Consider the following 12,739-nt stretch of genomic DNA (forward strand, 5'->3'; position numbering starts at 1 on the left):
TGCTGAATCATTCAATGCTAAAATAAAGGCGTTTAGAGCTGCTTTAAGAGGAGTAACGGATATAAAGTTCTTTCTTTTCAGACTTACAAAACTATATGCCTAATCCCCTTGGTTTATCGGGTGAGCCAAACCAATCGGCTTTGCATTGGTTACCTGAGCGAAACGGATGCAAGCCGAGCCAAAAGGTGTTTGAACTGACTATATTGGGAGTATGTAACAGGTATCTTAAAAAAATGGCTGCGGATGCAGGGATTACGAAAAATGTCAGTTTCCATTCGGGCCGTCACACATTTGCCGTGCTGACACTGGCTGCCGGAGGTGACTTGTACACAGTAGGCAAGTTGCTCGGACATACTAGCATAAATTCAACACAGGTGTATGCCGATGTGGTTATGGAAACAAAGGTTGAAGCCATTAGCCGAATTTCAAATTATTTTTCTAACTTGTAAAATACGAGGCTGCGCCGTAAACCTTAATTACAACACAGCCCCATATTTTCATCATTACTTTATTTTATATGCAGCTTTACGTGGATTATTTTTTCCGATAACCACATTTTGGGCATACTCCATCCGCATTGAGGGCGACACCGCAAAGAGGACAGCGGTCGATGTTATTCTTTGTGGTAAACTCGGCAGACCCGGCATTCACACCGCTTGTGAAAGTGATTTTAACGATGTTCAGTTTGTCTTTCAACAAGTCATATACAATCTTAATCATACCTTCCACTGTCATGGTTTCTTTGGTAACAACCAGACGGGCATCGGGGTAAGCCGTTGCCAATTCTGTCTTGAAGGCCTCTCCTTTCATTTTGTTTTGCGGATGGCCGTTCTTGATGCCTTGCTTTTCATACACATCAAGAATGGCAGGAAGCAAAGGGTCATCTTCGCGGAGCACCAAGGCATGGTCAAAATTCTTCAACAGGCTCCATGCCACCTTTTGGATTTCATTACAAGGGTACACCATGTTTACACCTTCTTCAACCGTATCTTCCACCTCAATGGTCAGTGTGCCAGTGTGACCGTGAAGATACTGGGCTTCGCCTTGGAAGCCATAGAACCGATGTGCATACTGCAAATCGAAAGTCGTGATACTTCTCATACTTTTTACTTTTTAGAGTTTAACTTTGGATTATTTATCGTTATCTGCACCTGTATTCGGCTAATGTCAACCGATGCAAAATTCTTTTCTTTCAAATACTGTCGTATCAATTCCGTAAGCTCTTCATCCATATAATCCAAGATGCTCTCTCCCTCGAATATGTGGTGATGCTCTGTCACGGTAATGTCATAATAGCTTTTCCCCACTTCGGGATGGAACACAAGTGACAACAGATTAGCCTTGCAAAACGAATCAAGAATGCGATAGATGGTTGAGATGGTTATCTCATTATCTTTGGATTGCACACACTTGATTATTTCATCAATGGCAGCATGACGCAATTCCATCATAATCTCATAAACCACTTTACGTTGCGGAGTGATTTTTAGGCCTGCGTTCTTTATAATCTCCGTACTTTCCATTCTTCTCGTATTTTGATGCTGCAAAGTTAATGATAATATTTCGCATTTGCAAATTTTTTATCAACAAAATTGCTGTTTTTTGAAGAATAAAGCCGCATCACCTATTTATCTGTTCGAAGATAGTGGCATACTGGTGGGGGTTCACATATAATGATGTGGTTCCCAAGTGTTATATTATCACTATGGATGGTCTTGAATCGGAATCTTTCGCCGACGTTGCGCCCTACATTTTTGAGGATATGGGACGCGCCTATGCTGTCGTAAAGAAGCAATACCGCAATACAGACCTCAAAAAACATGTTATCGGACTCAACCTCATCGAAATACATTCCTTAGATTCTGTCTATCAGAAATTCACCTGGCCCATGTGGGAATGTATAGAGTCTATGCACAATGGAGCAATTCTAATCAAAAAGGCTCGACTAATTAAACAAAAAGTGTTATCTTTGCATCGTGAACATAAACAATGGCCATTCACCTATGTCCTTGATAAATCATCGTAGGCGTAGTGCTAGATGGCATGGAGCGAGCCAAAAAGTGGGACAATCAGCGGCCCCTCTTTTCTTAGACCGAATAGACATCCAGTGCGAGATTACGCCCGTACCCTTCAAGGACATCTCCAAGGTGGAACCAGGCGAGCCCAGCGCCGTCATCCGCGAACGCGTCATCAAGGCCCGCGACATCCAGACCGCTCGCTACAAGGACTTCAAGGGCATCCACTGCAATGCCCAAATGACCGAGCGCATGATACACCAGTTTGCCGAGCCCGACGAAGCCTCCATCGCACTCCTGCGCACCGCCATGGAGCGTCTCTCCCTCTCCGCCCGCGCCTACAACCGAATCCTCAAAGTGGCGCGCACCATCGCCGACCTCGACGGCTCAGAACGTGTAGAGGTACAGCACATCAGCGAAGCCATCGGATACCGCAACCTCGATAGAGGCGATTGGGCTGAGAGAGGACTGTAAGGCAATGGATGGGCTAACACACAACAGAGACTAAATGAGCAATTCTATAGAAATATACCGTTCGGAAGACGGAAGTGTGCAGCTGAATGTAAAGCTGGAAAATGAGACCGTATGGCTGACACAAAACCAGATGGCTGAGTTGTTTAATCGCGATAGAACTAAGAGGGAATAACCATTTTTACCATCAAATGCCAACCAAGACTACACATTATCTGAAATTTATCCAAATAAGTTTTCCTCTCTGAACAATTAGCAGTATCTTTGTGACAGCGATTATCTTACATAAACATAGGGAACCTATGACCGGTCTTCATCCAGAGGGGCATGCGGCAACCGACGACGCTCCCCGCTCCAGCCGTAGATGAAGAACAGCGCATGGAGTCTCTACATATAATAACTACTGCAAACCACATTACTACAGATGTCACGCCTATTGAAACACGGAAGAGTATGGCTCGCCACAGCCCTGTGTCTGCTTGCCACCCTACACATATCTGCCCAGTCGCGCCAGCCCTGGGAGGAATATCTGATGCAGTCGGGGCTGATAGAAGACATCGAGAACGAGGATATCAGCGAGCGCTACGACGAGCTGTGCGAACTCGCTGCCAACCCCATCAACATCAATCACTCTACTCCCGAGCAACTCAGACAGTTGCCCTTTATCACACCCGAAGAGTATCTGCGACTGGTGGAATATATAGATAAGGTGGGCGAGGTGCATACATGGGCCGAGCTGCTGGTGGCCGACATCACCGACAAACGGCGGATGCGGCTCCTGCAATACTTTGCCTATCTCGGTGAACCGGCGAGCAGCAAGAAGGCGTTCTCGCTCAACAATATCCTGAAATACGGCAAGCACGAGGCTATGGGCTACTTCAAACTGCCCTGCTATGACCGTCGCGGTGACGACCATGGCTATCTGGGTTATCCCTACCGCCACTGGGTGAGATATACCTTCAACTACGGACAGGATGTCAAGGTGGGACTTGTGGGCGCGCAGGACGCGGGCGAACCCTTCTTCAGTCAGCCCAACTCTATGGGATACGACTATTACAGTTTCTACATCCAACTGCAGAACCGGGGATGGCTGCGCTCACTGGTGGTGGGACGCTACCGGCTGCGGATAGGGTCGGGACTGGTGATGAACACCAATTACAGCTTCGGCAAACTGTCGGCACTCAACGGCCTGGGGCGCCAGAGTACCGTGATAAGCGGACACTCGTCGCGCTCGGAAGCCAACTATCTGCAGGGAGCCGCTGCCACGATAGACATGAGCAGTCGCATCGAAACCACCCTCTTTGCCTCTCACCGCCTCGTCGATGCTACGCTCAACTCTGACTCGCTCACCGTGGCCACCCTGCTCAAGAGCGGCTACCACCGCACCCAGAGCGAGATAGACCGACGCCACAACACCGCCCAGACGCTATGGGGAGCCAATGTGGCTTATCACCACGGCGGACTGCGACTGGGGCTGACGGGAGTCTACAACAGCTACAACCGACTGCTGCGCCCCGACACCACTGCCCTCTACCGCCGATATGCTCCCACGGGCGACAGGTTCTGGAATATCGGCGCCGAGTACAGCTGGCTGTCACCCCAGTGGGCTTTCTCCGGAGAGACAGCCACGGGCGACGGCGGCGGCATAGCCACCATCAACCGCCTCAGCTTCTCCCCCACCCAGTCGCTGTCGCTCATAGCCATCCAGCGCTTCTACAGCTACCGCTACCATGCCCTCATGGGCCGCTCGTTTGCCGAAGGCACCCAGGTGAGCAATGAGAACGGACTCTACCTCTCTGCCATCTGGCACCTGGCGCGCCACTGGAACCTACTCGCCTATACCGACTATGCCTACTTCACCTGGCCCCGCTACGGTGTGTCCTTCGCCTCCCACGCGTCTGACAATCTGGTGCAGATAGAGTATCGCCGTCGGCTGCTCACATGGCAGACGCGCTACCGCATCAAGCTGCGGCAGAAGGACAATGCCACCCATACGGCTCTCGACGACTATGCCACCCACCGCGCACAGACTACACTCAGCATACAGAGCGGACGATGGACCTCGAAGACGCAGATGGGCATGGCCTACAGCACCAAGGGCGAGAGCAGCATGGGATGGAGCGCCGCCGAGCAGATACGCTACGCCGGCAGTTGGCTGCAGCTCTCCGCCGCACTCTCCTACTTTGACACCGACGACTACGAAAGCCGCCTCTATGGCTACGAGTACGGACTGCTCTACTCGTTTGCCAATCCTGCATTCTACGGCCACGGCATACGCTACGCACTCACAGCCCGCGCCACACTGTCGCGCAGGGTGATGATAGCGCTCAAGGCAGCCACCACCGACTACTTCGATCGCGACCACATATCATCGGGCCTGCAGCAGATAGACGCCAGCTCGCAGACCGATATAGAAATGCAGTTGAGAATAAGGTTGTGACAAACAATAAGGAGTGCAATGATGTGGGGAGAAATGTGTGGTCGTGTTGGAGATTCGTACAAAATAAGCCTGTGGCTGTCTCAGCCATATATGGGTCAACAACACTGTGGAGAGATTTAATATAGGATTATCGTGGAGAGTATTTTCTTACGTCATCGTTTCCACATATTGCACTCCTTATGTATTCGTTTTCTTTAAGAGCAAGGCCCACTATTCAGCATAGTGTCCTTGCGTGTTTGTAACTCAGATAAAATATATTCCGATTAGTTAGCGTTTGCATAGGATAACATCATACATCTTTTGTAATTAACTCTTGTGACTGCAAATATACGAAAAACCGCAACACCTACCAACCCCCCCTTTCCGGCATTATGCCCTGAAAGGGTGAAAAGCCCGACAAGAGGCCGAAAACGGGGATAAAAGGGAAAAAATAACCATGCAGGTCAAAAAAATCGTGGATAAAAGGTTTACTGTTGTGATAAATGACTAACTTTGTATGGTTAAGACAGCCGCCACACCGTCGCTTAGAGCCATCGGGAGCCATCGCCAAGTCGCTGTCTTGTAGCATCTTACTCTCAATCTGCCGAATATGAACCACGTGAAAAGACATATACAACTATTATCACTCATCGCTGCCTCTCTCCTCTTGGCAGCCTGCAACTGCAGACATACCGACGACACGTTTCAGCAGCAGCGCCACGCGATAGAAGACTCCATCGCCGCCGGCAACGACGACTATGCCATGAAGGCCATCGCCCGGAAGATGGCCGAAGCCGACGACAGCACCACCTACTATCTCTGGCTGTCCACCCTCAACAAGGCTTATTACACCGACATGAAGATAGACTCGATGACCGCCACCCTCGACCGCATAGGAGCCTATCTCGACCGCCATGCCGACCATCACGACCAAGCCACCGACCAGCTGCGCGCCGAGTGGTATCTGGGCAAGGGCGTCTACAACAGCGTGATACTGGGCCGCCCCGACTCGGCACAGGTCTACAACGGCCATGCCATCACCCTGCTGCGACAGACCGACAAGGAGCGCGAACAGATACTCACCGCGCTGACCAACCAGGCCGACTATTACCGCCAGATGGGAAGGCTCGACCTCAGCGCCGACTCGTATCTGCAGGCACTGGCGCTCGCCGACTCGATGCAGACCAATCCCAACGCACGCATCGTGGTGATGCTCGGCATCAGCACCGCCTATACCTTCATGGCCGACTACACCAACAGCGACCTGTGGTGGAAGCGCACAGCCAGACTGCTGCCCCACATGCAGCAGGGCGACCGCTTCATCTACTACAACAACCGGGGCAATGACTATTATCTGCAGGACAACTACCGACGGGCTCTGCCCTACTTCCTCAAGGCTGCCCAGCTGGTCAAGGACGACCCCAAGCGAGAGTGGGACTACTACACCGTGCAGGCCAACCTGGGCGAGACCTATGCCTGTCTGGGCAAGGCAGCGCCCGCCAAAGCCGCCATACACCAGGCCGACAGCTTCTTCCGCAAGGTGGGCTTTGACATCGGCCTCTACTACACCCACACCTCTGAGATGAACATCGCCATGCTCGAAGGCCATCACGCCCTGGCGCTGGGCATAGCCCGCGAGAGCGACACGCCACAATACATGATACCCGCCGCCATCGTGCAGAGGCTCAAGGCCAAGGAGAATGTGTTCCAGCAGATGGGCAGATACGACGAAGCCTACACCGCCCACCGACAGATGCACACCATCAACGACTCTCTGCAGACCGCCAACATCCAGATGCGTATGAATGCCAATATGCTCAGATACCGCCACGACAAGCAGATAGCCGAGCAACAGCACATCATAGACCACCAGCGCTATCTCGGCGCACTGGCATGGGGACTCTTCCTCTTCGCCGTAGTGGTCATCCTCGCCATGTGCTTCGCCATCGTGCTGCTGCGCCGACGCCGACAGATGCGCGAGATGAAGGCACGCCAGGAGATGCTGAAGCTGCGCATGAAGAACACCCGCAACCGCATATCGCCCCACTTCATCTACAATGCGCTCAACCACGAGATGCTCGCCCAGATGAACGGACACGAGGTCAACCTCAACACCCTCACCCAGCTGCTGCGCCGAGGCGTGGAGCGTGCCGACGCACTCATGAGCACCCTCAACGAGGAGATGGAGTTTGTGGGCTACTACGTCAACATCGAAGCCCAGCAGATGGGCGACAACTTCAGCTACACCACCCACGTGGCGCCCGATGTGGATGCCGACCGCGTGCGGCTGCCAGCCATGGTGATACAGATATTCGCCGAAAACGCCATCAAGCACGGACTGCGCCCGCTCAAGGCCGACTCGCCCCGACTGCTCGACATCAGCGTGACGCGCGAGCAGACCATGACCCGCATCGAGGTCAAGGACAACGGAGTGGGACTCACCGCCGGCAGCGTGGGCGAGCATACCGGCATGAAGGTGGTGCGCCAGACCATACAGATACTCAACGACCACAACCGCGAGAAGATTACCTTCGGCGTGACCAATTATAAGGACGACAACGGCATGTCGGGCTGCCGCTCATGGATAATGGTGCCCGACGAGTACAACTATAACTTATAACAGCCATACACTATGTTCGGACGCAAACAGCTCACCTCCGTATACATCGTCGACGACAACAGCGACGCCATCGAAGTGCTGCGCCGCATGCTGGAAAGCCAGTATTCGGTCAAGGTGATAGGCACCAGCACCGATGCCGACACAGCCATAGAAGAAATCATACAGCTGGCTCCCGACCTCATCTTCACCGATGTCGAGATGCCCACCATGACGGGCATACAGCTCTGCCAGCTGCTCCACCAGGAGGTAGACCCCAACACCAAGGTGGTATTCTACACCGGCCACGACAAGTACATGATAGACGCCATACGCCAGAAGGCGTTCGACTATCTGCTCAAGCCGCCATCGCCCCAAGACCTGGCCCAGACCATGACCCGCTTCTATGAAGACAAGCTCGCCAGTCTGCCCCAAGCGGCAGGCCCCGCAGAGCAGCGCCAGCCACGCATACTCGTGGTCAACGCCATGAACGAGCACATCGCTCTGCGCGACGCCGATGTGGCATTCTTCCGCTTCGACGCCGACGGCAAGCACTGGGAAGCGGTATGCACCAACGGCAGCACCTACATCCTGCGCAGCCGCACCAACAGCGACTTCATCCTGCGTTATTCGCCATCGTTTGTGCAAATCCACAAGCGATATATCGTCAACGTGAGCCACATCATGATGATACAGGACAATACCTGCATACTGGGCTATCCCTACGAAGACAACCGCGAGCTCAAGGTGAGCAAGAACTACCGCCGCGACCTGATGGATGCTTTCTATACCTTATAATATATAGTATATCCGCAATCCTACTTACGATTATGGGCAGCCATGGACTTGGCTGCTCATAATCGTAAGTAGGGCCGACATGTTTTTCCACGAATCAAAGGGCATTACCGGGGATAAACGACATAATTCATACTTCTTTGTTCGATTTTTGGGATAATACAAGTGTATAACGAAAAAAACAATTATCTTTGCACAAGTTTTCTATGGCAATAGTATGAAGGCTTTGATTATCATAGGAATGTTACTGGCCGTCCACACCCCGATTTGGGCGCAGGATAGCATTGCAGCCCCACTCGACACATTGGCCATACAGCCCAAACGCAGTCTGGTAGCCCGACTATTGCAGTATTTTTCCGAGTCCGACAAGCCCAAGCCCGATAAGAAGATAGACTTTGGCATCATTGGCGGTCCGCACTACGCCTCTGACACAGGACTGGGCGTGGGCCTGGTGGCATCGGCACTTTATTCCACCAACCGCTCCGACAGCACCCTCAAACTCTCCAACGCCTCTCTCTATAGCGACGTTTCCACCAAGGGATTTCTGATGATAGGCCTACGAGGCAACACCTTCCTGCCCCACAGACACTATCGGATCGACTACCGACTCTATGTCTACACCTTCCCTTCCTACCTATGGGGCTTTAACTTTCCGCAGAGCGACAACAACGACAACAAGAGCAAGTACAACCGGACCAAGTTTGAGGTGATGGCACGTTTTCTTGTGCCGCTCAACCGTTACACCTATCTCGGTCCCATTGTGCGTTACCAATACGTACACGCCTACAAGCTCAAGAACCGCGCTCCTCAACTGCTGGCCGGACAACCGCTCACGGTGAGCGACGTGTCGGTGGGATTGAGCTATACGTTTGACTCGCGCGACTTCATGCTCAACGCTTCTCGAGGCTGGTTTGTCCAGGCCGACCTCACAGCCAACCCTACATTCCTGGGCAACAACGACACCTACTGGTCGGGCGAGTTGCAAGTGTCGACCTATCGCCGTGCCTGGAGAGGTGCCGTCATTGCGGGCGAATTTCACACACGACAATCGGCAGGCCACGTGCCCTGGCCCATGCTCTCTGATGTGGGGTCGAGCAATCGTATGCGCGGCTACTACGAGGGGCGCTATCGCGACAAGAATATCATCGACGCCCAAGTGGAGCTACGCCAGCATATCTGGCATCGCAATGGCATGGTGGTATGGTTGGGCGCCGCCGAAGTGTTTCCCGACTATAGTAGCCTGCGATTCCGACAGATTCTGCCCAACGCTGGCATCGGTTACCGCTGGCAGTTCAAAAAAGGTGTCAACGTGCGACTCGACTATGGGTTCAGCCGCAGAGGCACAGGTTTTATATTCAATATCAATGAGGCATTCTAAGGGTAGCTCAGGATGCCCGGCTTGAGGCTCAATAAAACCAATGTTTATGAAAAAAACAATCTTTCTCATATTTCTTGGGGTACTCATCCTTCCCAACCTGATATTGGCCGTTACCGAGTCGCTCTCATGGAGCGGACGCCTGCTGAATGTGGTGACGCCTCTGGCTGCCTACTGGTTGGTGCTGACTCTCTCGCGCAAGGTGGGGCGCACCATCATCCTGCTCTTTCCTCTGCTATTCTTAGGCGCCTTTCAGATGGTACTCACCTATCTCTATGGGCGCGGACCTATCGCCGTCGACATGTGGCTCAACCTCGTCACCACAAACCCGGGCGAGGTGGGCGAACTGCTCTCACAACTGATGCCTGCCATCGTATGGGTGGTAATCATCTATATCCCCACGCTCACGCTGGCAGCCATACTGTGGCGGCGACACCTATATCTGGACAAGACACTCCTGCGCCGACAGCGCCGACCAGCACTCATAGCCACCGCAAGCACAGCAGTGATCACCACAGTACTCGCGGGAGTCACCCCTTATGCGCCCACGACCGACCTGTTCCCTCTCAATGCCGTATACAACTTTGGCATCGCGCTCACCCGGCAGAAAGCCACCACCGACTATCCCTCGGCATCGGCATCCTTCAGCTACCACGCCCATTACACCTTCACCGACTCCGTGCCTGAGACGCTGGTGCTGGTCATCGGCGAGACCAGCCGTGCCGACAACTGGCAACTATATGGCTACCACCGACCTACCAACCCACTACTGTCCAAAGCACACGGACTGACAGTCTTCACCGACTACATGAGCCAAAGCAATACCACACACAAGAGCGTACCCATCCTGTTGTCGATGGCCGATGCCGACAACTACGACATACTCTACCACACCAAGGGCATCATGCAGGCATTCAGAGAGGCGGGTTATCACACCGTATTTCTGAGCAACCAACAGCGCAACCACTCCTTGATCGACTACCTCGGCGAGCAGGCCGACTACTGTCTGTTCCTGCGCGACCGTCATCCCGAGACTACCGACGACACCTATCTGCTGACACCACTGCAGCAACAACTGACAGCACATCGAGGCCAACGCCTGTTTGTGGTACTCCATACCTATGGCTCTCATTTCAACTACGCAGACCGCTACCCCAAGGCCGCACGCATCTTTACCCCCGACCATTATGACGGCGCCAAACGGTCATACCGACAGCAGCTCATCAACGCCTACGACAACACCATTCGCCATACCGACCTGCTGCTCAGCCAGGTGATGACGGCGCTCGAAGGTACAGGCGGCTGTGCGGCGATGATGTATACGTCAGACCATGGCGAAGACATCTTCGACGACCATCGCAATCTCTTCCTCCACGCCTCACCGTTCCCATCCTACTGGCAGCTCCATGTGCCTCTCGTGGTGTGGACCTCACCCGTCTACCAGCAGCACCATGCCGACATCGTGACACACCTTGCCGCCAACAGGCATCGCCCTGCCGAGAGCAACAGCGTGTTTCATACTCTGCTATCTATGGGCGGTGTAGCCACACGCTACCGCAACGACTCACTGTCGTTGGCCAGCCAGTCATATACAGACCATCCCCGCCTCTTCATCGACGATCACAACCAGCCACGCACCTACGATGCGTGTATGCAACCCATCGACATGAAGCAGATGAAGAAGAGGATGAAATAACAAACACCCGTCGCCATGAGCGAGCCAACCATAGACAACTCTAAAATGAAAGGAAAACAGAGTATGAAGAAAATAATTCTTGGAGTCACCCTCATCATGGGAATGGCCGTTGTGGTAAAGGCCGACTATAGAAGTGAACAAGACACGCTACAGACAGACTACGATAGCGCTCTGTACTCCAAAACCGTACTCATCAAGTACGGCGACATGAACCAATGGGTCACACGCCAAGTGAAAGAGAGCGCCATCATCGGCGGACAACTGAAGACACTCTATGAGATTGCACCCGCAAAGGCATGGAAGCGAAATACACCTTATGTCAACTGGGCTGGTTCGCCATGGGGCACATCCAATGTCATGGCCAAGGTGTCGGGCATCATCAAGACCAATCAGTCAGTTTACCGCGACACCCACCCTGGACATGGCTATTGCGCCAAGCTCGTCACCCATATCGAGACGTGCAAGGTACTGGGTATCGTCAATATCAAGGTGTTGGCTGCCGGAAGCATCTACCTCGGACAGATGCTCGAACCCATCACCTCTACCTCCAACCCCATGGCCAAACTCGATGCGGGCATGCGCTTCACGGCAAGACCCAAGGCGCTGATGTTTGATTATAAGGTGAAGCTCGCAGGCCAGCCCAACCGCATCAAGGAGACAGGTTTCTCTAAGGTGAAGACCGTGCCAGGCATAGACATGTGCGACTGCATCTGCCTGCTGCAGAAACGATGGGAAGACGCCAAGGGCAACCTCTACGCCAAGCGCGTGGGCACCATGGTGGTGCGCTTTGACAACAACACCAACGGATGGGTAGAAGACGCCTCCTTCCCCATCCACTATGGCGACATCACCCACCAGCCGTTCTACAAACCTTACATGGGGCTGATTACTGGCGATGACACCAAGTGGGCCAAGAACTCCAAGGGCAAGATGGTGCCTGTCAAAGAAATAGGATGGGCACACGCCGACGACATCCCTACCCACCTTATTCTGCAGTTTGACTCCAGTCACGGCGGAGCCTACATAGGCTCCATCGGCAACACGCTATGGGTAGACAATGTCAGAATGGCTTATTAACCCAAATAGGTCATAACATAACACCTCAAACGGCCTAATGACTGTTTTGGGGCTTAATATAGCTGGCAATAGTCACCATTCAATTCCTTTATAGAGTGCCATTTTTGTGGTATTATGGTAGATGGGCTTGACAATTATACTGATATTTACAAGAATTGAACGTTAAAGTAGGGGTTGTCGTTTAATTCTAAGAATTCAATATCTATAGACGAGGGTATGCCTTCCGAGGTTGCCATCGTTTGCTTATTTTCGGAGTTTTATCGTAATTTTGGTCGATTCTTGTCTTGTCAGGGCA

The 12,739-nt window shown here is 52.7% G+C and carries 10 protein-coding genes and 2 pseudogenes; 10 read left to right on the forward strand and 2 right to left on the reverse strand.

Annotated elements, in window-relative coordinates; genetic code table 11:
• Both CIK94_RS14810 and CIK94_RS14905 read left to right on the forward strand, forming a co-directional pair.
• A pseudogene (locus tag CIK94_RS14810) lies at positions 1 to 103 on the forward strand (DDE transposase); the annotation flags it as partial.
• Positions 96 to 449, forward strand: coding sequence for a tyrosine-type recombinase/integrase (locus CIK94_RS14905; protein WP_094423323.1), 354 nt, complete (start codon positions 96 to 98; stop codon positions 447 to 449). The pseudogene CIK94_RS14810 and the gene CIK94_RS14905, both read left to right, overlap by 8 nt.
• Positions 450 to 534: 85 nt before the next feature.
• Here CIK94_RS14905 and CIK94_RS13350 read toward each other — a convergent pair whose 3' ends face one another.
• A complete protein-coding gene (locus CIK94_RS13350; protein WP_094387528.1) occupies positions 535 to 1,101 on the reverse strand; it encodes a 6-carboxytetrahydropterin synthase in 567 nt (188 codons plus the stop codon).
• A gap of 5 nt (positions 1,102 to 1,106) precedes the next feature.
• Positions 1,107 to 1,523, reverse strand: a complete 417-nt coding sequence (locus tag CIK94_RS13355) for a Fur family transcriptional regulator (protein WP_094423324.1) — start codon at positions 1,521 to 1,523, stop codon at positions 1,107 to 1,109.
• Between the two features lie 182 nt (positions 1,524 to 1,705).
• On the opposite strand from CIK94_RS13355, the gene CIK94_RS13360 reads away from it, so the two are divergent.
• The 8 genes and pseudogenes from CIK94_RS13360 (at position 1,706) to CIK94_RS13405 (ending at position 12,444) form a co-directional block, all read left to right on the forward strand.
• Positions 1,706 to 2,026 carry a hypothetical protein gene (locus tag CIK94_RS13360; RefSeq protein WP_022310597.1) on the forward strand — a complete coding sequence of 107 codons (321 nt, stop codon included), beginning with the start codon at positions 1,706 to 1,708 and terminating at the stop codon, positions 2,024 to 2,026.
• 61 nt (positions 2,027 to 2,087) lie between these two features.
• Positions 2,088 to 2,489: pseudogene (locus tag CIK94_RS13365) on the forward strand (magnesium chelatase); the annotation flags it as partial.
• Between the two features lie 421 nt (positions 2,490 to 2,910).
• Positions 2,911 to 4,926, forward strand: coding sequence for a helix-hairpin-helix domain-containing protein (locus CIK94_RS13375; protein WP_216821951.1), 2,016 nt, complete (start codon positions 2,911 to 2,913; stop codon positions 4,924 to 4,926).
• Between the two features lie 589 nt (positions 4,927 to 5,515).
• Entirely contained in the window at positions 5,516 to 7,525 is a 2,010-nt protein-coding gene (locus tag CIK94_RS13385) for a histidine kinase (protein WP_094423327.1), read from the forward strand.
• A gap of 12 nt (positions 7,526 to 7,537) precedes the next feature.
• Positions 7,538 to 8,299, forward strand: coding sequence for a LytTR family DNA-binding domain-containing protein (locus CIK94_RS13390; protein WP_022309537.1), 762 nt, complete (start codon positions 7,538 to 7,540; stop codon positions 8,297 to 8,299).
• A gap of 214 nt (positions 8,300 to 8,513) precedes the next feature.
• Positions 8,514 to 9,674 carry a BamA/TamA family outer membrane protein gene (locus tag CIK94_RS13395; RefSeq protein ID WP_022310908.1) on the forward strand — a complete coding sequence of 387 codons (1,161 nt, stop codon included), beginning with the start codon at positions 8,514 to 8,516 and terminating at the stop codon, positions 9,672 to 9,674.
• Between the two features lie 46 nt (positions 9,675 to 9,720).
• A complete protein-coding gene (locus tag CIK94_RS13400) occupies positions 9,721 to 11,367 on the forward strand; it encodes a phosphoethanolamine transferase (RefSeq protein ID WP_158216585.1) in 1,647 nt (548 codons plus the stop codon).
• A gap of 63 nt (positions 11,368 to 11,430) precedes the next feature.
• Positions 11,431 to 12,444: a PCMD domain-containing protein gene (locus CIK94_RS13405; RefSeq protein ID WP_254046227.1), complete on the forward strand. Its 1,014-nt coding sequence runs from the start codon at positions 11,431 to 11,433 to the stop codon at positions 12,442 to 12,444.
• The last annotated feature ends 295 nt before the right edge of the window (positions 12,445 to 12,739 follow it).

Origin of the sequence: Prevotella sp. P4-51, assembly GCF_002251455.1 — a bacterium.
Classification (GTDB): domain Bacteria; phylum Bacteroidota; class Bacteroidia; order Bacteroidales; family Bacteroidaceae; genus Prevotella.

What these genes read in the sequence shown, in the direction of transcription:
- CIK94_RS14905 (WP_094423323.1), top strand. Translation starts at nt 96, where the DNA reads ATGCCTAATCCCCTTGGTTTATCGGGTGAGCCAAACCAATCGGCTTTG.
- CIK94_RS13350 (WP_094387528.1), bottom strand. Translation starts at nt 1,101, where the DNA reads ATGAGAAGTATCACGACTTTCGATTTGCAGTATGCACATCGGTTCTAT.
- CIK94_RS13355 (WP_094423324.1), bottom strand. Translation starts at nt 1,523, where the DNA reads ATGGAAAGTACGGAGATTATAAAGAACGCAGGCCTAAAAATCACTCCG.
- CIK94_RS13360 (WP_022310597.1), top strand. Translation starts at nt 1,706, where the DNA reads ATGGATGGTCTTGAATCGGAATCTTTCGCCGACGTTGCGCCCTACATT.
- CIK94_RS13375 (WP_216821951.1), top strand. Translation starts at nt 2,911, where the DNA reads ATGTCACGCCTATTGAAACACGGAAGAGTATGGCTCGCCACAGCCCTG.
- CIK94_RS13385 (WP_094423327.1), top strand. Translation starts at nt 5,516, where the DNA reads ATGAACCACGTGAAAAGACATATACAACTATTATCACTCATCGCTGCC.
- CIK94_RS13390 (WP_022309537.1), top strand. Translation starts at nt 7,538, where the DNA reads ATGTTCGGACGCAAACAGCTCACCTCCGTATACATCGTCGACGACAAC.
- CIK94_RS13395 (WP_022310908.1), top strand. Translation starts at nt 8,514, where the DNA reads ATGAAGGCTTTGATTATCATAGGAATGTTACTGGCCGTCCACACCCCG.
- CIK94_RS13400 (WP_158216585.1), top strand. Translation starts at nt 9,721, where the DNA reads ATGAAAAAAACAATCTTTCTCATATTTCTTGGGGTACTCATCCTTCCC.
- CIK94_RS13405 (WP_254046227.1), top strand. Translation starts at nt 11,431, where the DNA reads ATGAAGAAAATAATTCTTGGAGTCACCCTCATCATGGGAATGGCCGTT.